The sequence below is a fragment of the Pseudomonas triclosanedens genome (assembly GCF_026686735.1).
GTDB lineage: Bacteria > Pseudomonadota > Gammaproteobacteria > Pseudomonadales > Pseudomonadaceae > Pseudomonas > Pseudomonas triclosanedens.
The window spans coordinates 5576055-5599620 of the sequence record NZ_CP113432.1; the positions used below are offsets into that span (position 1 = coordinate 5576055).

15 protein-coding genes are annotated in these 23566 nt (G+C 65.7%); 6 read left to right on the forward strand and 9 right to left on the reverse strand.

Going from position 1 to position 23566, the window contains the following annotated elements:
* Positions 1-10: 10 nt before the first annotated feature.
* The 8 genes from OU419_RS25925 to glnE form a co-directional block, all read right to left on the reverse strand.
* Positions 11-1489 (reverse strand): lipopolysaccharide kinase InaA family protein, encoded by a 1479-nt coding sequence (locus OU419_RS25925; RefSeq protein WP_254472223.1) that lies wholly within the window; start codon positions 1487-1489, stop codon positions 11-13.
* Entirely contained in the window at positions 1486-2241 is a 756-nt protein-coding gene (locus tag OU419_RS25930) for a lipopolysaccharide kinase InaA family protein (RefSeq protein WP_254472222.1), read from the reverse strand. Before OU419_RS25930 ends, OU419_RS25925 begins: the two co-directional genes overlap by 4 nt.
* Entirely contained in the window at positions 2238-2972 is a 735-nt protein-coding gene (locus OU419_RS25935; protein ID WP_254472221.1) for a lipopolysaccharide kinase InaA family protein, read from the reverse strand. Before OU419_RS25935 ends, OU419_RS25930 begins: the two co-directional genes overlap by 4 nt.
* Positions 2972-3778, reverse strand: coding sequence for a lipopolysaccharide core heptose(I) kinase RfaP (gene rfaP, locus OU419_RS25940; RefSeq protein ID WP_254472220.1), 807 nt, complete (start codon positions 3776-3778; stop codon positions 2972-2974). The genes OU419_RS25935 and rfaP overlap by 1 nt, the downstream gene beginning before the upstream one ends.
* Positions 3775-4896, reverse strand: coding sequence for a glycosyltransferase family 4 protein (locus tag OU419_RS25945; protein ID WP_254472219.1), 1122 nt, complete (start codon positions 4894-4896; stop codon positions 3775-3777). The genes rfaP and OU419_RS25945 overlap by 4 nt, the downstream gene beginning before the upstream one ends.
* A complete protein-coding gene (gene waaC, locus OU419_RS25950; protein WP_254472218.1) occupies positions 4893-5963 on the reverse strand; it encodes a lipopolysaccharide heptosyltransferase I in 1071 nt (356 codons plus the stop codon). The genes OU419_RS25945 and waaC overlap by 4 nt, the downstream gene beginning before the upstream one ends.
* Entirely contained in the window at positions 5960-6994 is a 1035-nt protein-coding gene (gene waaF / locus OU419_RS25955) for a lipopolysaccharide heptosyltransferase II (RefSeq protein WP_254472217.1), read from the reverse strand. The genes waaC and waaF overlap by 4 nt, the downstream gene beginning before the upstream one ends.
* A gap of 273 nt (positions 6995-7267) precedes the next feature.
* Positions 7268-10213, reverse strand: a complete 2946-nt coding sequence (gene glnE / locus OU419_RS25960) for a bifunctional [glutamate--ammonia ligase]-adenylyl-L-tyrosine phosphorylase/[glutamate--ammonia-ligase] adenylyltransferase (RefSeq protein ID WP_254472216.1) — start codon at positions 10211-10213, stop codon at positions 7268-7270.
* 244 nt (positions 10214-10457) lie between these two features.
* Between glnE and aceE the strand changes: the two genes are divergently transcribed.
* From aceE to msrA, 4 genes are all read left to right on the forward strand, one after another.
* Complete coding sequence (gene aceE / locus OU419_RS25965; RefSeq protein WP_254472215.1) at positions 10458-13106, forward strand: pyruvate dehydrogenase (acetyl-transferring), homodimeric type; 2649 nt, start codon at positions 10458-10460, stop codon at positions 13104-13106.
* A gap of 11 nt (positions 13107-13117) precedes the next feature.
* Positions 13118-14758 (forward strand): dihydrolipoyllysine-residue acetyltransferase, encoded by a 1641-nt coding sequence (gene aceF, locus OU419_RS25970; protein WP_268172514.1) that lies wholly within the window; start codon positions 13118-13120, stop codon positions 14756-14758.
* A 290-nt stretch (positions 14759-15048) separates the two neighbouring features.
* Positions 15049-17748 carry a putative bifunctional diguanylate cyclase/phosphodiesterase gene (locus tag OU419_RS25975; protein WP_254476318.1) on the forward strand — a complete coding sequence of 900 codons (2700 nt, stop codon included), beginning with the start codon at positions 15049-15051 and terminating at the stop codon, positions 17746-17748.
* An 81-nt stretch (positions 17749-17829) separates the two neighbouring features.
* Positions 17830-18477 (forward strand): peptide-methionine (S)-S-oxide reductase MsrA, encoded by a 648-nt coding sequence (msrA, locus tag OU419_RS25980; RefSeq protein WP_254476316.1) that lies wholly within the window; start codon positions 17830-17832, stop codon positions 18475-18477.
* 209 nt (positions 18478-18686) lie between these two features.
* Here msrA and OU419_RS25985 read toward each other — a convergent pair whose 3' ends face one another.
* Positions 18687-19523, reverse strand: a complete 837-nt coding sequence (locus tag OU419_RS25985; protein WP_254476313.1) for a 23S rRNA (adenine(2030)-N(6))-methyltransferase RlmJ — start codon at positions 19521-19523, stop codon at positions 18687-18689.
* A 176-nt stretch (positions 19524-19699) separates the two neighbouring features.
* Here OU419_RS25985 and OU419_RS25990 point away from each other — a divergent pair, with 176 nt between their 5' ends.
* On the forward strand, positions 19700-21517 hold the full coding sequence (locus OU419_RS25990; protein WP_254476312.1) for an acyl-CoA dehydrogenase: 1818 nt from the start codon (positions 19700-19702) through the stop codon (positions 21515-21517).
* A gap of 253 nt (positions 21518-21770) precedes the next feature.
* A complete protein-coding gene (locus tag OU419_RS25995) occupies positions 21771-23513 on the forward strand; it encodes a potassium/proton antiporter (RefSeq protein ID WP_254476310.1) in 1743 nt (580 codons plus the stop codon).
* The last annotated feature ends 53 nt before the right edge of the window (positions 23514-23566 follow it).

Here is a 23566-nt window from a genome sequence, read left to right on the forward strand (position 1 = left end):
TAGCCTCTTTTCATCTGGGCGGGTGCGCTGGCACCCGCGGTAAACGTTCGTCGAGCAGCTGGTGCAGTGCGCTGTGCTGCGGCCAGTTGCGCAGGAAGCGCGCACGGTCGCGGGCATAGGCGCGGGCGAAACTCGCTTGGTGCGAGTGACGGTGCATGGCGTCCAGATCGATCAGCGCCCACTGCCCACCTTCGCCCTGCTCCTGCCAGAACAGGTTGTGCCCCTTCAGGTCGCCGTGGCTGATGCGCTCGCGCACCAGCGCCGCGAACAGTCTGTCCAGGGCCGCAAGGTCTGTTTCCGGCGGCAGGCCGCCCCCCTCCGGTTGGTCCAGGTAGGGTTTGAAACGGGCGATTATATCCTGACCCGCAAGGTAATCGGTAATCAGGAAGGCCGGGCCGCGCAGCCACAGCCAGCGGCGCTCGACGACCGCCAGCGGGCGCGGCGTGGCGATGCCGAGGAAGTCCAGGCGATTGCCCTCGCGCCACGATGCCCAGGCGCGACTGGGGCGCCAGAAGCGTTTGAGCCAGTGCAGCAGGTTCTTGATGTTGTAGCGTTTGACGACCAGCGGTCGGCCATCCAGCTCGACCCGCGCGACAGTCGCCGCGCCGCCAGTCTTGTAGATGTGCCCCTTGGCGATGAACGCATCGGGGTCGGCCAGCAGCGGTTCGAGCACAGACTCCTGCTCGCGGCGCACCGCACGCAGACCGAACGGCCCCTTGAGGACACTGAACAGGCTGCAATCGCGGGCGATCTTCTTCATCAGGTCGCGAACGCGCCAGCGCCGGACCTTGGCAATCTCCTTCTGCAGCGCCTCCAGCGGCAAGGCGTGCTCGCCATTGGCCAGCAGGTAGTGCACCAGCAACTCTTCCAGATAGGGATCGAGCCCGGCCGGCAACTGCGCGAAGAACACTCCGAGGTTTTCCAGCACCTGCTTGCGCGAAAGCGGCTGGCCCGGAACTTCCGCCCGGATGCCTGCGCCGTCGATCAGGTACAGCCTGCCGTCGTGGCGCAGCAGGTTGTCCAGGTGCAGGTCTTCCTGCCACAGCCCCTTGGCGTGCAACTGGGCGATGGCCACCAGCGCTTCGCCGATCACCGCCTCCTGCTCGGCGCACAGCAGCGGCTGCCCCTCCACTGCGCGCCAGGCCTCCCAGAGGCTCTGGGCGTTGTCGAGGAACTCGAAGAGCAGCCAGCCGCCCTCGCCGTCTTTCAGGCCGTCAGCCAGCAGCAGCGGCGTCGTCAGCCCCTGCTCGGCCAGCAGGCGCACGCCTTCGCGTTCGCGCTGGAAGTGCCGCGCAGCCTTGCCGCCGACCAGCAGTTTGGCCAGCACCGGGCGGCCGCGCCAGTTGGCCGCGCCTACATAGCGCTGCCCCGGCAGCACGCGCAGCAGGCTGTCCAGGCGCAGCTCGGCTGCGCCAGCGCCGTCCTCCAGCTCGATGCGCAGCGGCAAAGAGGGCGTACGGCCAGCTTCGCGCAGGGCCGACAGCCTCATGCGCGGGATTCCTTCTTCTTGCGGCGCGCCCCCAGGCGACGATACCAGTCGTCGACCTCAGGCCCCGTGGACGAAGTGCCGAGATAGGCCGCCAGCAGGTTGCGCACGTCGCCTTCGTTCCAGTCCGGCGCGCGGCGCAGCAGCGGTTCGAGGTCGCGCACGCGGTCGCGCTGGCCGAACCACAGCGGGCGGGTCTTCTCCAGGTCGATCAGGGTCGCCTCGTAGGCGTCGTCGGTTTCGCGCAGGAAGATGTGCTTGGGATAGAAACAGCCATGCATCTGTCCCGCTTCATGGAGGCGGCGCGCAAGCATGCCGCAGGCTCGCAGGATGGCCTGGCGCCGCTCGGGCGCGAGGTTCGACCAGCCCTGCAGCAGGCTATCGAGGTCGCGCCAGCCTTCCAGCGCGCGGGTCATCAGGATCGCCCGGCGCTCGCCAGCAACCTGCCGCACGCCGAAGAAGGCCGCCTGCATCGATGGAATGCCGAGCTGCCGGTAACGCTGGATATTGCGGAACTCGCGGGCGAAGGTCGGCTCGCCCAGCGGGCGCAGCAGGCTGCGGGTCAGGTGGTTGCTCTGGCGCTTGAGGTAGTAACTGGTGCCCTCCAGCTCCAGGCGGTACACGCTGCTCCAGCCACCGCGCTCGGTGTTGGGCTCGTCCACGGCCTCCAGCTGCAGGTCCCACAGGGCATCGAAGTCGGCCAGGGCGTTCTGCTGAAGCAGTCCCTGGTCGTCGCTGGCGATGAAGTCCTTCACTCGCGTCCCTCGAAGAAATGAACGATGTGGCGGATGCGCTTCTTGTCCGAAGCGTTCAGGCGCTCGCGCCGACGGTACAGCAGGTAGAAGCGCAGCCGCTGGGTCGCGGACAGATGGCGCTTAGCGACCTTGTCGAGGGTCGCCAGGTCCTTGGTGATGCGGTAGCGCAGCATGAAGCCGATCCAGAAGTCACCGATCGGGCAGTCGATGAAGAACACCTTGCCTTCGCCGTCGACCAGGATGTTGCGCCATTTCAGGTCGTTGTGGGTGAAGTGGTGATCGTGCATCGTCCGCGTATAGGCAGCCAGTTGCTGCATGATGTGCTCGACCCAGACGCGATCCTTCAGGCGCGGATCGCGCTTCTTGGCCAGCCGCGCAAGATCGTCGGTGCCGACCAGTTCGCGCGTGACCAGCGCGCCGCGCTTGAAGGCGCCGCGCTCGCGCTCCAGTCCGTAGGCCACGACGTCGGCGGTGGGAATCCCCCATTTGGCGAACTGCTTGAGGTTCTGCCACTCGGCCTTCACCCGCGGGCGGGCCAGGTAGCGGCGATAGCCCTTGCCGGCGTTGCGGTAGCGTTTCACGTAGTAGCGCACACCTTCGCGCTCGATGCGGATCACCTCGGAGATGGCGTCGCGGGTGATGCGCTCGCCCTCCAGATCGAACACGGCCTCCAGGCTGCCGAACTCGGCGTCCAGGTGGCGATAGTCATCAGCGAGTGTCCAGCCCGCCATCAGAGCAGGTCTCCGTAGCGTTGTTTGCGGTCATACAGCTTGGCCGCCTTGCGTTCCATCCAGGCCAGCAGAGAGGCTTCGTCGCGCAGGATGTCACGCAGAGGCGTGCCGAAGTAACCGCGCAGGAAGCGCAATTTGTCTCGGCGTGTAAGGCCGATGTCCAGCGCCGAGAAGTACAGCGCGGCCAGATCCTTGTTGCGCCAGCGACGCGGCGTGGTCTCGCGGGTCTGGGCGCGGTGCAGGTCGATCACCGACAGGCGCAGGTCGCCCGCACTGACCGGCCGGTCGGTGTGCAGCAGGAAGTGGCAGATATAGCAGTCGCGATGGTTCACGCCGGCGCGATGCATGGTACCGACCATCTGCGCCACCTCGGCGATCAACGCGCGCTTCAGGCGCGGCTCGGGCGGTTGCTTGAGCCAGTCCAGGGAAAAGACTTCGAGGTCGATGGTCGGCGCCAGCTCCTCGGTGATGATGAACGAGTGCTGGCTGGCCGGATTGCCGCCGCGCTCGCCATAGGCCACCGAGGTCATGGTCGCCACGCCAGCCTGGTGCAGACGCGCCAGGGCGCGCTGCTCCTGGCCGGCGCCAAGCACCGGAAGCTTGGCGCTGAGCAGGTTCTTGACGATCTCGCCCCAGCCGATGCCACGGTGGATCTTCACGAAGAAACCACGTCCGTCGACCTCGGTTCGCAGCGTGCGGCGGCCTTCCAGCTCGCGGTAAACCTTGCCCTGCAGGCGCTCCACTTCGACGAAGGGGTCCTTGCCGGCCCACAGGCTCTTGAAGGGCTCGAGCAGTTCGAGCTTCATGCGCGCTCCTTCAGGATCACGTCAGCCGCGTACTGCGGCATGCTGTAGAGATCGGCGCTATCGGCGAAGGCCAGGCCATTGCGCGACCAGGCGGCCCGCGCCGCGTCGTCTTCGAGCATTTCCACCAGCATGCGGTTGAGCCGTTCCTGATCGAATGGCGAGGGTATCACCCGCCCTGCGTCAGCCTCGGCGATGTAGTGGGCGTAGCCGCAGACATCGGTGACCAGCACCGGCAGCCCGGCCACCAGCGCTTCGAGCAGCACGGTGCCGGTGTTTTCGTTGTAGGCCGGGTGAATCAGCAGGTCGGCGCCCAGCAGGAAGCGCGGGATATCACTGCGCCCCTTGAGAATCTGCACATTCTCCGACAACCCCAGCGCCTTGACCTGCAACAGGAAAGGCTTGGGATCGTCCTGGCCGATGGCGATCAGCCGGGTACGCTTGCGCAACGCGCGCGGCAGTGCGGCCAATGCCTTGAGGCTGCGATCCAGGCCCTTGGTCTTGAAGCCGGAGCCGATCTGTACCAGCAGCCGGTCATCGTCGGCCAGCCTGAACTCACGCCGGAACTCGGCGCGGACTTCAGCGGCATTGGCCGGCGCGCGGCGATCCTGGGCGATGCCAGGCGGCAGCAGGTGGAAACGCGCAACCGGCGTGCGGTAGTGCTTGATGAAGAGCGGCTGCTGGACCTCGGAGATCATCAGGATCTCGGTCTTCGACTCCGGGGCGAACACTGCGCGCTCATAGTCGGCGAAGTGCCTGTAGCGCCCCCAGCGGCGGTAGATCGGGTTGCGCAGGGTTTGCGCCTTGTCCTCGAAGCAGCCGTCGGCGGCATAGTAGACATCCAGCCCTGGCATCTTGTTGAAGCCAACCACCCGGTCCACCGGGTCGCGCGCGAGGTCCGCGGCCAGCCAGGCGCTGAACTTCTCGTTGCGGCGATGATTGAACAGCGCCTTGATCGGCGCCACGCGCACATCGAAGCCGGGCGGCACCTCACCTTCCCAGATCGGCGTGTAGACACGAATGGCGTGGCCGCGTTGCTGGCATTCGAGGGCGATGCGCATGAAGTCGCGCTGCAGCCCGCCGAACGGGAAGTATTTGTAGAGGACGAAAGCCAGGGTCATCGAAGCGTCTCCGGAGCCAGCAGCAGGGCCTCGAGCTGGGTCGCCACGCGCTGGGGATTCAGGCGGGTGAAGCACAGGGGCTGTTCATGCCGCAGGTCGAACTGGCGCTGGTCGTCAGCCGTCGGCTGGTAGGTGCAGGTCTTCTGCAGGCAGGGCGCACACGGCCAGTCGCTGGCCAGGTGCACCTGCGAGCGCCCGTAGGCGCCGGTCAATCCGGGGTTGGTCGGGCCGAACAGCGACAGCGTCGGTACGTCCAGGGCGGCCGCCAAGTGCCCAAGCCCGGTGTCCACCGCCACACAGGCGGAAGCGCCGGCCAGAACCTTGGCCATGCCTGCCAGGGACAATCTGGGGAGCACGGAAACGCTTTCCAGGCCCTGAGCCAGCCGCTCGGCGCGCTCGCGCTCGGCTTCGTTGCCCCACGGCAGGCGCACCGACCAGCCACGCTCGCCCATGCGCTCGGCCAGTTCGCGCCAGTAGGCTTGCGGCCAGTGTTTGGTCACCCAGGTGGTGCCGTGGAGGAATACCAGGTAGGGCTCGGCTTCCACAGCGTCCAGCAGGCGATTGCGGTCAAGGCCATAGTCGCCGGTACTGGCGGGCAGCGGGTAGTCCAGCGCCTGGGCGAACAACTGGCGCACCCGTTCCACCGCGTGCTGCCCCCAGGCCACCGGATAGCCGTGACGGTAGAAGCGGCTGGCGGCCGGTTCGCGGGCGGACTCGCGGTCAAGCCCGACAACGCGCGTGCCACGGCGCACATAGCGGGTCAGCCAGGCACTCTTGAGCAGCCCCTGGGCATCGATCACCAGGTCGTAGTCGACCTCTTTCAGGCGGCGCTTGAAGCGGCTCCACTCACCGTTCCTGATGGTCTGCCAGAGGCTCTTGCGCCAGCGGCGGATCGCCACTGGGATCACCTGGGCCACCGCCGGATGCCAGGCGGGAATCTCCGCGAAGCCTTCCTCAACCACCCAGTCGAACTGGATGCCGGGAATCGCACGCGCGGCATCGGTCAACGCCGGCAGCGTATGGATGACGTCGCCCAGGGACGACGTCTTGATCAACAGCACCCTCATTCCACATCAACCGGATCGGCGACCAGTCGGTCCAGCGCCTCGCTCACCGGACGCGGCTTCAGCTCGCGCAGGCAGTTGTAGTGGCCGAAACGGCACACACGGTCGAAGCACGGGCTGCAATCCAGACCGAGGCGGACGATCTCCACCTGGTCGGCCAGGGGCGGGGTGAACTGCGGCGAAGTGGAGCCATAGACAGCCACCAGCGGGCGATTCAGCGCGGCAGCCACGTGCATCAGGCCGGAGTCGTTGGTGACTACCGCGCCAGCGCATGACATCAGGTCGATGGCTTCGGCCAGGGCGGTCTCGCCGGCGAGGTTCACCGACTCCTCGCGCAGGCCGGGAATCAGGCGCATGCGAATGTCTTCGCCGCCGGGGTGGTCGTTCTTCGAACCGAAGATCCATACCTGCCAGCCTGCACGGATCTTCAACTCGGCGACCTTGGCGTAGTACTCCGCCGGCCAGCGCTTGGCTTCGCCGAACTCGGCGCCGGGGCACAGCGCCAGCACCGGGCGATCCAGGCTCAGGCCGAACTTGGCCAGCGCGGCGTCGCGGCTCTGCGGGTCGATGGCCAGGCGCGGCTGCGGGTAGGGCTGCGGCAGCGCGGCGCCCGGCTCATAGGCCAGGGCCATGAAGCGCTCGATCATCAGCGGGTAGCGCTCTTTATCCAGAGTGCGGATGTCGTTGAGCAGGCCGTAGCGCATCTCGCCCTTCCAGCCGGTGCGCCTGGGAATGCCGGCGAAGTACGGCACCAGCGCCGACTTCAGCGAGTTCGGCAACAGGATCGCCTGGTCGTATTGCCCCTTGAGCGACTTACCGATGCGCCGGCGCGCGGCTACATCCAGCACGCCATGCCCGAGCGGGAAGCTCAACGCCTGGCGCACTTCGGGCATGCGCTCGAGGATCGGCCGGCTCCAGTCAGGCGCCAGCACGTCTATCACGCAGTCGGCATGGCGCTGCTTCAGGCAATGAAACAGCGTTTGGGCCATCACCATGTCGCCCACCCAGGAGGGGCCTACGATCAGAATTCTCATGCGTTTTCCAGAAACGACCGGGGAGGCTCTCGCCTCCCCGTATTCCATTCATCCAGCCGTACGGCGCGGGCCTTACGGGCGGGTGCCGAGCATCGAATGCCCCGCAGTCTAGCCCAGCCGGAACGCCGGCCGGGCGGATTTCGTCACTCCCTGTGACCTGGCGCAATGGCATCATGCGCCTGATTCCCGCCTTGCCCGGCAGCCCGTGGTGATCCGGCGGATGCGCTCCCGCCGGTCGTCCGGGGTGTTTCGTGGGGAATCCGAGAGGGCGCCTCAGGTCAGCTCGAAGGCCTTCCACATCGCCATCACCATGCGCCGCTCCGCGTGGAAGCGGTCGCCGCTCACCACGCCCGGCTGCTTCTGCAGGGACAAGCGGTGAGCCGCCGCCCGGTAGGCCTTGTAGGCATCCTGCAGCTTCAGGACATCCTCGCCGGACATCAATCCGACCCGCTCCAGCGCTTCCAGGATGCGGATGTTGTCGGTGAACTCCACCAGTTCCGGGTGCTGCCACGACCAGGCCAGGGCCGCGTATTGCACCATAAATTCGATATCGACGATACCACCGGCATCCTGCTTGAGATCGAACGGCGCCGTGGCCTCGAAGGCATTCGCCGCGGTTCCGGCGGCGGTGCTGGAGGTCCCCAGGTTGTCGCGCATCTTGGCGCGCATCTCGCTGACTTCCTTGCGCAGCCCGGCCAGGTCGCGCTGCTGGCCGATGACCCTGGCACGGATCGCCTGGAATGCCAGCGACACCCGCCTGCAGCCAGCCAGCACGCGGGCACGCACCAGCGCCTGGTGTTCCCAGGTCCATGCCTCGCCCATCTGGTAGGCCTCGAAGGCACGCAGGGAGCTGACCAGCAGCCCGGACGCGCCGCTCGGGCGCAGGCGCATGTCCACCTCATACAGCGTGCCGGATGGCGTCTGTGCGGTGAGGAGGTGGATGATCTTCTGCCCCAGGCGGGTATAGAACTGCGCACCGTCGATGGGCTTGGCGCCGTCGGTCTCGCTCTGCGGGTCGCCGTCGTGGATGAACACCAGGTCCAGATCCGAGCCGTGGCCCAGCTCCAGGCCGCCGGACTTGCCGTAACCGACGATGATGAAGTCAGGATCGCACGGCGTGCCGTCGGCGCGGCTCGGCCGGCCGTGGCGCTGCACCAGTTGGTCCCAGGCCAGGGAAAGCACCTGTTCGAGAATCGCCTCGGCCAGCCAGGTCAGGTAGTCGCTGACCTTCATCAGCGGCAGCGTACCGGCGATTTCCGACGCCACCACGCGCAGGCCGTGGGCCAGCTTGAAGTGGCGGAGGGTCTCCATCTGCTGCTCGAGATCGTCCTCGGGAATGCGCATCAGCCGCTCGCGCAGCTCCGCCCCCAGTTCGACGGCCTGCGGCGGGCGGAACAGGCGCCCTTCATTCAACAGCTCGTCGAGCAGGATGGGGAACCTGGCGATCTGCTCGGCCACCATCGGGCTGGCGGCACAGAGAGTCAGCAGGCGCTCCAGCGCACCGGGGTTCTCGGTGAGCAGCACCAGGTAGGCCGAACGCCGCGCCACCGCCTCGATCAGCGGCAGCACCCGCTCCAGCAGCACATCCGCCGGGCCGCGCTCGGCAATCATGTTCAGCAGTCGCGGCATGAAAGCATCGAGACGCTCGCGCCCCAGGCGCTGCATGGCGCGCACCTGTGCGCCGTGGCGCAGGTCGGTCAGGCGCTTCCAGGCCGCCGCTGGCGCAGTGAAACCGGCATCGGCGAACTGCCGGCAGGCGGACTCCTCGTCTACCGCCTCTTCCCAGATCGGGATCCACTCGCCACCGATGGTGGTGTCGACCTTGCCGTCTTCGTCCTCGTCCGGGTCGGCGATGACCTGGTGGAAGTGCCAGTCGATGCGGTCACGCCAGTGATTGATCGCCTGGTGGAACGCCGACCAATTGGCGTAGCCCATGATGAAGGCGACGCGAATCCGCTCCAGCTCATCCTCCGGCAGCATCTGCGTCTGCCGGTCGGCGATGGCCTGCAGCGCGTGCTCAGCGTAGCGCAGGAACTCGTAGCCTTCGCGCAGTTCGGCGACCACCTGCGGCGGCAAGTAGGCCTGCCCTTCGAGGATCGCCAGCACCCGGAGCAATGGTCGTTGCTGCAGGCTGAGATCACGGCCACCGTGGATCAACTGGAAGGCCTGCGCGATGAACTCCACCTCACGAATGCCACCGGCGCCGAGCTTGATGTTCTCGCTCATGCCCTTGCGCCGGACTTCCTGCTGGATCAGCTGCTTCATGCTGCGCAGTGCTTCGATGGCGGAGAAGTCCAGGTAACGGCGATAGACGAATGGCCGCAGCAGCTCCAGCAGGCGCTGGCCGGCATCCTGGTCGCCGCCGACCACCCGGGCCTTGATCATCGCGTAGCGCTCCCAGTCGCGCCCCTGGTCCTGGTAGTACTGCTCCAGCGCCGCGAAGCTGTGTACCAGCGGGCCGCTGGAGCCGTAGGGACGCAGGCGCATGTCGACACGGAAGGCGAAGCCATCGACGGTGATGGCGTCCAGCGCCTTGATCAGTTTCTGCCCCAGGCGGGTGAAGAACTCCTGGTTGTCCAGCGCGCGCTTGGCGCCCTCGGTCTCGCCGCCCTCCGGGTAGCCGAAGATCAGGTCGATGTCCGACGACAGGTTCAGCTCACCGGCCCCGAGCTTGCCCATACCCAGCACGATCATGTGCTGCGGCAGGCCGGAACGATTACCCATCGGCGTGCCGAACTGCTGGCAATGGCGGATGTACAGCCAATGGTAAGCCTGGTCGATGCAGGTGTCGGCGAGGTCGGAGAGGTCGCGGCAGGTGCCGGAGAGGTCGCTGCGGCGGGTCAGGTCGCGCCAGATGATCCGCACCTGCTGGCGCCGACGGAAGCGTCGCAGGCGGCGCCCCAGTTCATCCTCGTCGGCGCAGCCGAGCAGCGCCGCTTCCAGCTGGGCGCGCATCTCGCCCGGCTGCAGCGCGCGCTCCAGCTCGCCGGTCGCGGCCAGCTCCAGAAAGAAAGAAGGGTCGCGCTGGACCTGCTCGGCGACGAAGTCGCTGCCGGCGGTCACGCGGGCGAAATCGGCGCGCCGCTCGTCGGGCCAACTGTCGAAGCAGGCGATCTGTTCGGGAGAAAGCTGGGAAACGGCGGTGCGGAAATTCTGCTCCGCTCGTTCGGCGAGGGGCTTCAACGTGGCCGGGAGGGCGGCCAGGGACGGCAGGCTCATGTTCTATCCTGAAAGGTCGGCGAGGCGCCGGCATTCCTGTCTTTTCGCGCCCCTGTAGTTTTACTACTAACTTTTTCTGGCGAAGGGGTGTATCTGCCGGCGATTTGTAGTAAAACTACAACCCGCCGGGCGTACCCCCGGAGTACTTCCAAGAATTCGCCGCGTCGCCCACGAGGCCGGCGCAGCTATCGGCAACGATCTACTGGCTTCCGATTCTGGAAGCCTTTCCGCCCTGGAGCAAGCCATGCAAGACCTCGATCCCGTCGAAACCCAGGAGTGGCTGGACGCCCTGGAATCCGTTCTCGACCGCGAAGGTGAGGAACGCGCTCACTACCTGATGACCCGCATGGGCGAACTGGCTACCCGCACCGGTACCCAACTGCCCTACGCCATCACCACGCCGTACCGCAACACCATCCCGGTCACCCACGAAGCCCGTATGCCTGGCGACCTGTTCATGGAACGCCGCATCCGCTCCCTGGTGCGCTGGAACGCCCTGGCGATGGTGATGAAGGCCAACAAGAACGACCCGGACCTGGGCGGCCACATCTCCTCCTTCGCTTCCTCGGCGACCCTCTACGACGTCGGCTTCAACTATTTCTTCCAGGCCCCGACCGAAGAGCACGGCGGCGACCTGGTGTTCTTCCAGGGCCACGCATCCCCTGGCGTCTACGCCCGCGCCTTCCTTGAAGGCCGCATCAGCGAAGATCAACTGAACAACTTCCGCCAGGAAGTGGACGGCAACGGCCTGTCCTCCTACCCGCACCCCTGGCTGATGCCGGACTTCTGGCAGTTCCCGACCGTATCGATGGGCCTGGGCCCGATCCAGGCGATCTACCAGGCGCGCTTCATGAAGTACCTGGAAAGCCGCGGCTTCATCCCCGCCGGCAAGCAGAAGGTCTGGTGCTTCATGGGCGACGGCGAGTGCGACGAGCCCGAATCCCTCGGCGCGATCTCCCTGGCCGGGCGCGAGAAGCTGGACAACCTGATCTTCGTCATCAACTGCAACCTGCAGCGCCTCGACGGCCCGGTTCGCGGCAACGGCAAGATCATCCAGGAACTCGAAGGCGTATTCCGCGGCGCCGAGTGGAACGTCAACAAGGTGGTCTGGGGCCGCTTCTGGGACCCACTGTTCGCCAAGGACACCGCCGGCCTGCTGCAGCAGCGCATGGACGAAGTCATCGACGGCGAGTACCAGAACTACAAAGCCAAGGACGGTGCCTACGTGCGTGAGCACTTCTTCGGTGCGCGTCCGGAGCTGCTGGAGATGGTCAAGGATCTCTCCGACGAAGAGATCTGGAAGCTCAACCGTGGCGGCCATGACCCCTACAAGGTCTATGCGGCCTATCACCAGGCGGTCAACCACAAGGGCCAGCCGACCGTCATCCTGGCCAAGACCATCAAGGGCTATGGCACAGGCTCCGGCGAAGCGAAGAATATCGCGCACAACGTCAAGAAGGTCGACGTCGAGTCCCTGAAGTCGTTCCGCGACAAGTTCGACATCCCGATCAAGGATGCCGACCTGGAAAACCTGCCTTTCTACCGCCCCGAAGAAGGCAGCGCCGAAGCCAAGTACCTGGCTTCCCGCCGTGCCGCCCTGGGCGGTGTGATGCCGGTTCGCCGCGAGAAGAGCTTCCAGGTTCCGGTTCCCCCGCTGGAAACCCTCAAGGCTATTCTCGATGGTTCGGGCGACCGCGAGATTTCCACCACGATGGCCTTCGTGCGGATCATCTCGCAGTTGGTCAAGGACAAGGAGCTCGGCCCGCGCATCGTCCCGATCGTCCCGGACGAAGCCCGTACCTTCGGTATGGAAGGCATGTTCCGCCAGCTCGGCATCTACTCCTCGGTAGGCCAGTTGTACGAGCCGGTGGATAAAGACCAGGTGATGTTCTACCGCGAGGACAAGAAAGGTCAGATCCTCGAAGAAGGCATCAACGAAGCCGGCGCCATGTCCAGCTGGATCGCGGCGGGTACTTCGTACTCCACGCACAACCAGCCGATGCTGCCGTTCTATATCTTCTACTCGATGTTCGGCTTCCAGCGCATCGGCGACCTGGCCTGGGCCGCAGGCGACAGCCGCGCCCACGGCTTCCTGATCGGCGGCACCGCTGGCCGTACCACCCTGAACGGCGAGGGCCTGCAGCACGAAGACGGTCACAGCCACCTGCTGGCCGCGACCATTCCGAACTGCCGTACCTACGATCCGACCTATGCCTACGAGCTGGCGGTGATCATCCGCGAAGGCTCGCGCCAGATGATCGAAGAGCAGCAGGACATCTTCTACTACATCACCGTGATGAACGAGAACTACGTCCAGCCGGCCATGCCCAAGGGTGTAGAGGAAGGCATCATCAAGGGCATGTACCTGCTCGACGAGGACAAGAAGGAAGCCGCGCACCACGTGCAACTGCTGGGCTCGGGCACCATCCTGCGCGAAGTGGAGGAAGCCGCGAAGATCCTGCGCAACGACTTCGGCATCGGCGCCGACGTCTGGTCGGTACCCAGCTTCAACGAACTGCGCCGCGACGGCCTGGCCGTGGAGCGCTGGAACCGCCTGCACCCGGGCCAGAAGCCCAAGCAGAGCTACGTCGAAGAGTGCCTCTCCGGCCGCAAGGGCCCGGTCGTCGCCTCCACCGACTACATGAAGCTCTACGCCGAGCAGATCCGCCAGTGGGTTCCGAGCAAGGAGTACAAGGTGCTGGGCACCGACGGCTTCGGCCGCAGCGACAGCCGCCGCAAGCTGCGCGACTTCTTCGAAGTGGACCGTCACTGGGTCGTTCTGGCCGCGCTGGAAGCCCTGGCCGACCGTGGTGATATCGAACCCAAGGTGGTGGCCGAAGCCATCGCCAGGTTCGGCATCAACCCCGAAAAACGCAACCCGCTGGACTGCTGAGGAGAGGCACGATGAGCGAACTGATTCGTGTACCCGACATCGGCAATGGCCAGGGTGAAGTCATCGAGCTGCTGGTCAAGGTCGGCGATACCGTCGAAGCCGACCAGAGCCTGCTGACCCTGGAGTCGGACAAGGCCAGCATGGAGATTCCCTCGCCGAAAGCCGGTGTGGTGAAGAGCCTGAAGGTCAAGGTGGGCGACACCCTGAAGGAAGGCGACGAAATCCTCGAACTGGAAGTCGAAGGCGGTTCCGCTGCAGCCGAAGCCCCCAAGGCCGAAGCGCAGGCACCGGCCGCCGAGGCACCGAAGGCAGAAGCTCCGGCCACTGCCCCGGCACCGGCTGCCGCTCCGGCCGCCGGCGCCAGCGTCCAGGACATCCATGTCCCGGACATCGGCTCGGCCGGCAAGGCCAACGTCATCGAAGTCATGGTGAAAGCCGGCGACACGGTCGAAGCCGACCAGTCGCTGATCACCCTGGAATCGGACAAGGCCAGCATGGAAATCCCCTCGCCGGCCTCCGGCGTGGTGGAAAGCGTGTCGATCAAGGTCGGTGACGAAGTCGGCACCGGCGACCTCATCCTCAAGCTCAAGGTCGCAGGTGCTGCTGCGCCAGCCGAAGCTCAAGCTCCGGCTGCAGCTCCGGCCGCTGCTGCTCCTGCCGCAGCTCCAGCGCCGGCTGCCGCCGCACCGGCCAAAGCTGTCGATGCAAGCCCGGTGGGCGCGCCCAGTCGTGACGGCGCCAAGGTTCACGCCGGCCCCGCCGTGCGCATGGTTGCCCGCGAGTTCGGTGTCGACCTGGCCGAAGTGAAGGGTACCGGCCCGAAAGGCCGTATCCTCAAGGAAGACGTGCAGGCGTTCGTGAAAGAACAACTGCAGCGCGGCAAGTCAGGCGCGCCGGCTGGCGCTACCGCTGGCGCGGGCATCCCGCCGATCCCGGAAGTCGACTTCAGCAAGTTCGGCGACGTGGAAGAAGTGGCGATGACCCGCCTGATGCAGGTCGGCGCCGCCAACCTGCATCGCAGTTGGCTGAACGTGCCGCACGTGACCCAGTTCGACTCCGCCGACATCACCGAGATGGAAGCCTTCCGCATTGCGCAGAAGGCCGTCGCGGAGAAGGCCGGCGTCAAGCTGACCGTGCTGCCGATCCTGCTCAAGGCCTGTGCACACCTGCTCAAGGAAATGCCGGACTTCAACAGCTCCCTGGCCCCCAGCGGCAAGGCGCTGATCCGCAAGAAGTACGTGCACATCGGTTTTGCCGTGGATACGCCCGACGGCCTGCTGGTGCCGGTCATCAGGAACGTCGACCAGAAGAGCCTCCTGCAGCTCGCCGCCGAAGCCGCCGAACTGGCCGAGAAAGCGCGCACCAAGAAGCTCTCCGCCGACGCGATGCAGGGCGCCTGCTTCACCATCTCCAGCCTCGGCCACATTGGCGGCACCGGCTTCACGCCGATCGTCAACGCGCCGGAAGTGGCGATCCTCGGTGTGAGCAAGGCGACCATCCAGCCGGTATGGGACGGCAAGGCCTTCCAGCCGCGCCTGATGCTGCCGCTGTCGCTGTCCTACGATCACCGCGTGATCAACGGGGCGGCCGCCGCGCGCTACACCAAGCGACTGTCCGACTTGCTGGGCGATATCCGCACCCTGCTGCTGTAATCGCGTCACCGCTGCAAGCGTTGTCAGGGGCCGGTCGCATCCGGCCCTTCCTCTCGACGAGCACGCCACGCTCGTTCTCTCCAGCCCTGCCGGACGGCAGGGCTTCTTTTTTTGCACGGGCGTACTGCTGACGCAACCTGCGCGCGGGCCCGCAGGGCACTCAACTTCCTTGCCGAATGGCCGATACAGACTTGGCTTGTCAGCGCACTGCGCATCATGCAAATCTTGCCAACGCCCATCGAAGTCGGCCGAGGCCATGTACCTCGCCAGCACCTGGAAATCCGCCGCGCATGAAGAGTCATCCCGATGCCGCCAGCCGTTCGGCGGCCGAGGTTGTCACGCAGCTCCCCGTCCCTTCGCGGCTCGGGATGTTGCGCTTCGAGCGCCTGAATGAACCCAGTTGGACCCTGCTCTTCCTCGACCCGGTCTGCGAACGACAGATCGGCGTTCCCGCCCAGGATCTGTGCGGCATTCTCGACTCACCCTACGCCAGCCTGATGGAGCCCGAAGCGCGCCATCGGTTGCACGAGCAGGTGCAGCAGCAACTGCTCGCAGACGGTCGCTACCGGGTGCGCTACTGCCTGCACTCGCCGCGCGGCACGCTGAACATTCTGGAAGTCGGCGAAGCCTTCCAGCAGCACGGACGGCAACTGCTGCACGGCTACCTGCTGCAGGACGACGGCGATGCGCAGTCCGCCGAACTGGATCCTCGCCTGCTGGATCTCGAAGCGCAGAACATCCGCCTGAAGATGTCGCTGGAGATGTACCAGCGCTCCCAGGACGAACACCTGCAGCACCTGGTGCGCTCACGCACCCAGCAGAATCTGATCGTGCGCCTGGCACGCCACCGCTACCTGTCAAGCGACCCGCTGCTGGAAGCCGCGCAGCTCATCGCGCAAGCCGCCTGCGAAGCCTATGACGTCGCCCGCGCCGGTATCTGGCGGCTGAGCCAGGAGAATCGCCTGGAAGCGGTGACCATCTACCGCCGCGATACCGACCAGTACGAGAAGCCGGCTGACATCGATGCCAGCCGCTTCCCCAAATACCTCGAAGCAGTCCACAGCGGCCGCGCCATCGATGCCCACAATGCCCTGCAGGACCCGCGCACCCAGGAACTGGCGCAGCGCTACCTGCGTCCGCAGAGCATCAGTGCGCTGCTCGACGCCACCATCCGTGTCGGCGGCGAGGTGGTCGGCGTGCTCTGCCTGGAGCACGTCGGTGAAGTGCGCATGTGGCAGAGCGACGAAATCGCCTTCGCTGGCGAACTGGCCGACCAGTACGCCCAGGTGCTGATGAACCATGAGCGGCGCAACGTCTCCAGTGCCCTGCACCTGTTCCAGCGCGCCGTCGAGCAGAGCGCCAGCGCCTTCCTGCTGATCGACCGCGATGGCCTGGTCGAGTACGTCAACCCCAGCTTCACCGCCATCACACAGTACGGTGCCGACGAAGTGCGCGGCCGCCGCCTGCCGGAACTGCCGGCGCTGGCCAACCTCAGCGAGCTGCTGTTCGACGCGCGCTCCACCCTGGTTACGCAGAACAGTTGGCAGGGCGAGTTCCGCAGCCGGCGCAAGAATCTCGAACCCTACTGGGGCCAGTTGTCGCTGTCGAAGGTCTACGATGACAAGGGCGAGCTGACGCACTACATCGGCATCTACGAAGACATCACCCAGAGCAAGCTGGCCCAGCAGCACATCGAAAAGCTCGCCTACCGCGACAACCTCACCGGGCTGGCCAACCGTCATTACTTCATCAGCGCCCTCGAAGAGCGCCTGCAGGCTGGCAGCGAGCATTCGCTGAGCCTGCTGCTGGTGGACATCGACAACTTCAAGCGGATCAACGATAGCCTCGGCCACCAGACCGGCGACAAGTTGCTGGCCAACCTGGCTCGGCGCCTGCGCAGCAGCCTGAGCGACAGCGCCACCCTGGCGCGCTTCGCCAGCAACGAATTCGCCGTGCTGCTGGAGGAGTCCGTCGCCGGCCGTGGCGAACAGATCGCCGCGCAGATCCTCGGCGTCCTCGACAAACCGCTGTTCGTCGACAACCAGTTGATCAGCATCACCGGTTCCATCGGCATCGCCTACGCACCCCAGCACGGCGAGGATCCGCAGACGCTGATGAAGCATGCGGGTCTCGCGCTGCACAAGGCCAAGGCCAACGGCAAGCACCAGGTGCAGACCTTCACCGAGGCGATGACCGCCGAGGCCAGCTACAAGCTGTTCGTCGAGAGCAACCTGCGCCGCGCACTGGTACAGGACGAACTGGCGGTGCACTACCAGCCCAAGCTGTGCCTGCGCAGCGGTCATCTGCTCGGCCTCGAAGCCCTGCTGCGCTGGCAGCACCCGGAAAAAGGCATGATCCGCCCGGACCAGTTCATCAGCGTGGCCGAGGAAACCGGGCTGATCATCCCGATCGGCAAGTGGGTGATCCGCCAGGCTTGCCGGCAGGTCCGCGAGCTTGCCAGCAAGGGCCTGGGCGAACTGCACATCGCCATCAACCTGTCGCCCAAGCAGTTCAGCGACCCGGACCTGGTCGGTTCCATCGCCGCGATTCTCCAGGAAGAAGGCATCCCGGCACGCCAACTGGAGCTGGAGCTGACCGAAAGCCTGCTGCTGGACGCCACCGACGACACCCGCCAGCAACTGGAGCGCCTGAAGAACCTCGGCCTGACCCTGGCAATGGACGACTTCGGCACCGGCTACTCATCGCTGAGCTATTTGAAGAAGTTCCCCATCGACGTGATCAAGATCGATCGCAGCTTCATCAAGGACATCCCGGACAACCAGGACGACATGGAAATCACCTCGGCAGTGATCGCGATGGCCCACAACCTCAAGCTGCAAGTGGTCGCCGAAGGCGTGGAGACTGCCGCGCAACTGGCCTTCCTGCGCCGCAACCGCTGCGATATCGGCCAGGGCTACCTGTTCGACCGCCCCATTCCCGGCACCGACCTTTCGTCCAGCCTGCTGCGCTACCCCTGCCGTCCGCACTGATCCCCGCAGCGGTGCCAAAACGCTGTAATCTTCGGCGAGTACGAGAGTCTATTGCCGCCCCATCCAGAGGAGACGAATGCCATGGTCCTGCGCTCGCAAATACTTGCCCACAAGCTGGAACTGCCCAGCTCCGCCCAGGCCTTGCCGGGCCGGGAAAGCCCGATGCCAGTGCCCGAAGCGCATTACGTCAATGGCCGCCCGCTGAGCGCTCCGTTCCCCGCTGGCCTGCAGCAGATCGTGCTGGGCCTGGGCTGCTTCTGGGGTGCCGAACGACGCTTCTGGCAACAGCCGGGCGTGTGGGTGACTGCCGTGGGCTACGCCGGCGGTCACACGCCGAACCCGACCTACGACGAAGTCTGCTCCGGCCTGACCGGCCACAGTGAAGTCGTGCTGGTAGTCTACGACCCGAACGAAACCAGCATCGAGGCCCTGTTGAAGGTGTTCTGGGAATCCCATGACCCGACCCAGGGCATGCGCCAGGGCAACGACACGGGTACCCAGTACCGCTCGGCGATCTACTGGTACGACCAGGCCCAGAAAGCCGCCATCGACACCAGCCGCACCGCCTTTCAGAAGGAACTGAGCGCCCGTGGCTACGGCGAGATCACCACGGAAATCCGTGAAGTGCCGCCGTTCTACTACGCCGAGGCCTACCACCAGCAATACCTGGCGAAGAATCCCAACGGTTACTGCGGCCTGGGCGGCACGGGTGTCTGCCTGCCGGCGTAATGGCAACGCATCGGCAAGTTGACGTAGAGCGCAGCGAAGCCTGTCACCGCCCGAGTACGGGCAGCATCGGTATCGCGTCGCTCCCCCCATCCCGCGGGCGCCTCGCCGCATGACTGCGCCCAGGAAGGAAATCGCGTCAGGAACATCGTGGATGAATCCACGCCTGCGCAGAGCCCAAAGAAAAAGCCCCGGCACTGCCGGGGCTTTTTTCATTCGGAGATCAGCCAGTCGAGCTGCCAGCTTCCCTCGCTCTGTGCCAGCACCTCGGCCAGCCAGGGCAGCAGGCTGCGCAGCTCGTCTTCCAGCGGCCACGGCGGGTTGGCAATGACCAGCCCGGAGCCGTTCAGGCGGTCGGCGCTGTCGGCCGGGTGCACGCACAACTCCACGCGCAGCAGCTTTGGTGCAGAGCTCCTTTCCAGCCCCTGGTAGAAACGCCTGAGCTGGTGGCGGTCCTTGATCGGGTACCAGATCGCAACCACGGTCTGGCGCATGCGGCGGATGGCTTCTTCCAGCGCGGCGACGCAGCGCTGCAGCTCGTCACCCTGCTCGAACGGCGGGTCGATCAGCAGCACCCCGCGCTTTTCCGCCACCGGCAGGAAGGCTCGCGGCAACAGCCAGCCATCGCCCTGATGCACGGCAATACGGCGTTCGCCGGCCATGTTGGCCTTGAGCAGGCGGCCATCTTCGGGGTGCAGTTCGTTGAGCAGCACGCGATCCTGCGGACGGGTCAGGCGGCGTGCCAACTCCGGCGAGCCGGGATAGAACTCCAGGCCGCCATCGGGATTGAGCGCACTCAACACGTCCAGGTAATCCTGAATCAGTTCCGGCAGGTCGCCGCGCCCCCATAGACGGCCGATGCCCGACTCCCACTCGCCAGTACGGCTGGCTTCGTCGCCCAGCAGGTCGTACAGGCCAACGCCGGAGTGGCTGTCCAGGTAGGCGAAGGGCGTGTCCTTGCGCGCCATCAGCGCGAAGATGCGCGCGAGGGTGATGTGTTTGAGCACGTCAGCGTGGTTGCCGGCGTGGTAGGCGTGGCGGTAATTCATGGGTAGCGGGCTCCTCGAGGCGCGCAGTTTAGGTCGTGTCGAGGGGGCGGCGCGAGTCCGCCGTCGGCAACTGCGTCCCGAGTCGTGATGTTTTAACCCTTTATCACGCTCATGGATGATTCTGTGCGCGCTTCATTCACCAGACTAGACTGCGGCGATTCCAACGGAGGTCGACCATGTCCGAGACCCTGCTCAGCTCCCGTAACCTCGCCTTCGAACTCTACGAAGTGCTCGATGCCGAGGCCCTGACCCAGCGCGAACGCTTTGCCGAACACAATCGCGAAACCTTCGATGCCGCCCTGGGCACTGCCCGCGGCATAGCCGAGGAACTGTTCGCGCCGCACAACCGCAAGAACGACGAGAACGAGCCACAGTACGTGGACGGCGCCGCCGTGCTGATCCCCGAAGTCAAGCCGGCCGTGGACGCCTTCAACGAGGCCGGTTTCCACAACGCCTCGCGCAGCTTCGAGCAAGGCGGCATGCAGTTGCCGCACCTGCTGTCGCGCGCCTGCTTCGCGCACTTCCAGTCGGCCAACATCGCCACCTCGTCGTACCCGATGCTGAGCATGGGGTCCAGCCACCTGATAGAGACCTTCGGCAGCGACGAGCAGAAGCGCCTGTTCCTGCAACCGATGATCGAAGGCCGCTACTTCGGCACGATGGCACTGACCGAGCCGCACGCCGGCTCCTCCCTGGCGGACATCCGCACCCGCGCCGAACCGGCCGCCGACGGCAGCTACCGGATCCGCGGCAACAAGATCTTCATTTCCGGCGGCGACCACCCGCTGTCGGAGAACATTGTGCACATGGTGCTGGCCAAGCTGCCGGACGCCCCTGCCGGGGTGAAGGGCATCAGCCTGTTCATCGTGCCCAAGTTCCTGGTCAACGACGACGGCTCCCTGGGCGCACGCAACGACGTTACCCTGGCCGGGCTGTTCCACAAGATGGGCTGGCGCGGCACCACTTCCACCGCGCTGAATTTCGGCGACAAGGGCGAGTGTGTCGGCTATCTGGTGGGCAAGCCGCACCAGGGCCTGGCCTATATGTTCCAGATGATGAACGAGGCGCGCATCGGCGTCGGCATGGGCGCCATCATGCTTGGCTACGCCGGCTACCTGTATTCTCTGGAGTACGCCCGCGAGCGCCCGCAAGGACGTCCGGTGGACGCCAAGAACCCGACCTCTGCACAGGTCTCGATCATCGAGCACTCCGACGTCAAGCGCATGCTGCTGACCCAGAAAGCCTACGTCGAAGGCGCCTTCGACCTCGGCCTCTACGCCGCGCGGCTGGTGGACGATTGCGAGACACTGGCCACCGAGGAAGAACGCAAGCAGGCCCATGAGCTGCTGGACCTGCTGACTCCGATCGTCAAATCCTGGCCCTCGGAGTTCTGCCTGAAGGCCAACGAGCTGGCGATCCAGATTCTCGGCGGCCACGGCTACACCCGCGAATACCCGGTGGAGCAGTACTACCGCGACAACCGCCTGAACCCGATTCACGAAGGTACCCACGGCATCCAGTCGCTGGACCTGCTCGGCCGCAAGCTGGCACAGAACAACGGCGCGGGCCTCAAGCAACTGACCCGCCTGATAAACCAATGCTGCGAGCGCGCCCAGGCATTCCCGGAGCTGGACAAGCTGCGCCAGCCGCTGGAACAACTGATGGCGCGCCTGTCGGCTACCACCCTGAGCCTGCTCGGCGATCTGATGCAGGGTCGCGTGGCCCAGGGCCTGGCCAACTCCGCGCTGTACCTGAAGGTCTTCGGGCACGCAGTGATCGGCTGGCGCTGGCTGGAGCAGGCGATTCGCGCCGAGGAAGGCCTGGCGCGGATCCGCAGCAGCGAAGGCAATGCCGCGGACGCGGACTTCTATCACGGCAAGTTGCAGGCCGCGCGCTACTTCCTGACCTGGGAAGTGCCGTCCTGCCACCACGAGCTGGCGCTGCTCGAAGCCCGCGACGACACCTGTTCAACCATGCGGGATTCCTGGTTCTAGGTCTCGCATGCCCCTCTGGCCCCGGTCACGTCCGGGGCTTTTTTATGCCCGCGCGCCGAGCGCCGTGCCCACTTCCGGGGCAGCCCGCGCAGCACGCGTCGCCATCCTTCTGAAAGGCCGCTGAAAGCTTCGTCCCAAGCCACGCAATTAGCCTTTGACAGCCTTGCAAATCCGCAGGTTAGAATCGGTTGGCATGCGGCCTGCATCCCATCCCTCGTAGCGTCGCCACCCCATTTCCCAGGAGGTCGACACTTTGGATGCCGTGGCCATCAACAGCTATTTCCTGATCGCTGCTGTGCTGATAGGCATGAGCATCCTGGTCAGCTCGCTGTCCTCGCGACTGGGCATCCCGATCCTGGTCATCTTTCTCGCCGTGGGCATGTTTGCCGGCACCGACGGCCCCGGCGGCATCGGTTTCTCCAACTATCCCATCGCCTACCTGGTAGGCAACCTGGCGCTGGCCGTGATCCTGCTCGACGGCGGCCTGCGCACGCGGGTGGCCAGCTTCCGCGTGGCCCTCTGGCCTGCGCTCTCCCTGGCAACCGCGGGCGTGCTGATCACAGCCGGCCTGACCGGCATCGCCGCCGCCTGGCTGTTCAAGCTGAGCTGGATGGAGGGCCTGCTGATCGGCGCCATCGTCGGCTCCACCGACGCCGCGGCGGTGTTCTCGCTGCTCGGCGGCAAGGGCCTCAACGAGCGGGTTACCGCTACCCTGGAAATCGAGTCGGGCAGCAACGACCCGATGGCGGTCTTCCTCACCGTCACCCTGATCGACATGCTCGCCCACGGCGAAGCCGGCCTGAGCTGGAGTTTTCTCTGGCACTTCCTGCGGGAGTTCGGCATCGGTTCGCTGCTCGGCCTGGGCGGTGGCTGGCTGCTGCTGCAGGTGATCAACCGCATGCACCTGGCCAGCGGCCTCTACCCATTGCTGGTGATCAGCGGCGGCCTCCTGATTTTCGCCGTAGCCAACGCAGTGCACGGCAGCGGTATCCTCGCCATCTATCTGTGCGGCCTGGTGCTGGGCAACCAGCCGATCCGCTCGCGCCACGGCATCCTGCACATGCTCGACGGCATGGCCTGGCTGGCGCAGATCGGCATGTTCCTGGTCCTCGGCCTGCTGGTCACGCCCCACGATCTCTGGCCAATCGCCCTGCCGGCGCTGGCCCTGGCGCTGTGGATGATCCTCTTCGCCCGTCCGCTCTCGGTGCTGGTCGGGCTGATTCCGTTCCGAGCCTTCCATGCCCGCGAGAAAGCCTTCATCGCATGGGTCGGCCTGCGCGGCGCGGTGCCGATCATCCTCGCGGTGTTCCCGCTGATGGCCGGCCTGCCGAATGCCCAGTTGTTCTTCAACGTGGCCTTCTTCATCGTGCTGATATCGCTGCTGGTGCAGGGCACCAGCCTGCCGTGGGCGGCCAAGCTGTTGCGCGTGGTGGTGCCGCCGGACCCGGCGCCGATCTCCCGCGCCGGCCTGGAAGTCCACCCGACCAGCGAGTGGGAGCTGTTCGTCTACCACCTGAGCAAGGAAAAGTGGTGCATCGGCGCCGCCCTGCGCGAGCTGAAGATGCCTGAAGGCACCCGCATCGCTGCACTGTTCCGTGGTACCCAACTGCTGCACCCTTCCGGCAGTACCATTCTCGAAGCCGACGACATTCTCTGCGTGATCGGCCACGAACATGACCTCTCTGCGCTGGGCAAGCTGTTCAGCCAGGCGCCGGATCGCGGGCTGAGCGCGCGTTTCTTCGGCGACTTCGTACTGGAAGGCGATGCCCAGCTCTCCGCTGTCGCCTCGCTGTACGGCCTGAAGCTCGAAGGCGTCGACGGCGAGCAGAACCTCGGCCGCTTCATCGCCCACGAAATCGGCGGCCAGGCAATCATCGGCGACCAGGTCGAGTGGAACGGCCTGACCTGGACGGTAGCCGCCCTGGACGGGAACAAGATCCGCAAGGTCGGGGTCAAATTCCCCGAAGGTCGCCCCGGTCCCGGTCTGTTCCTCTGACCGCCTACCGGCGCCCGCTTGCGGGCGCCGGGCAGCCAGAACTACCCTCACAC

Bases quoted from the DNA above. Each gene is read 5' to 3' on its own strand.
- aceF (WP_268172514.1), top strand. From the start codon at position 13,118: ATGAGCGAACTGATTCGTGTACCCGACATCGGCAATGGCCAGGGTGAA.
- waaF (WP_254472217.1), bottom strand. From the start codon at position 6,994: ATGAGAATTCTGATCGTAGGCCCCTCCTGGGTGGGCGACATGGTGATG.
- OU419_RS25985 (WP_254476313.1), bottom strand. From the start codon at position 19,523: ATGAATTACCGCCACGCCTACCACGCCGGCAACCACGCTGACGTGCTC.
- waaC (WP_254472218.1), bottom strand. From the start codon at position 5,963: ATGAGGGTGCTGTTGATCAAGACGTCGTCCCTGGGCGACGTCATCCAT.
- OU419_RS25945 (WP_254472219.1), bottom strand. From the start codon at position 4,896: ATGACCCTGGCTTTCGTCCTCTACAAATACTTCCCGTTCGGCGGGCTG.
- aceE (WP_254472215.1), top strand. From the start codon at position 10,458: ATGCAAGACCTCGATCCCGTCGAAACCCAGGAGTGGCTGGACGCCCTG.
- OU419_RS25975 (WP_254476318.1), top strand. From the start codon at position 15,049: ATGAAGAGTCATCCCGATGCCGCCAGCCGTTCGGCGGCCGAGGTTGTC.
- glnE (WP_254472216.1), bottom strand. From the start codon at position 10,213: ATGAGCCTGCCGTCCCTGGCCGCCCTCCCGGCCACGTTGAAGCCCCTC.
- OU419_RS25990 (WP_254476312.1), top strand. From the start codon at position 19,700: ATGTCCGAGACCCTGCTCAGCTCCCGTAACCTCGCCTTCGAACTCTAC.
- rfaP (WP_254472220.1), bottom strand. From the start codon at position 3,778: ATGAAGCTCGAACTGCTCGAGCCCTTCAAGAGCCTGTGGGCCGGCAAG.
- msrA (WP_254476316.1), top strand. From the start codon at position 17,830: ATGGTCCTGCGCTCGCAAATACTTGCCCACAAGCTGGAACTGCCCAGC.
- OU419_RS25935 (WP_254472221.1), bottom strand. From the start codon at position 2,972: ATGGCGGGCTGGACACTCGCTGATGACTATCGCCACCTGGACGCCGAG.
- OU419_RS25925 (WP_254472223.1), bottom strand. From the start codon at position 1,489: ATGAGGCTGTCGGCCCTGCGCGAAGCTGGCCGTACGCCCTCTTTGCCG.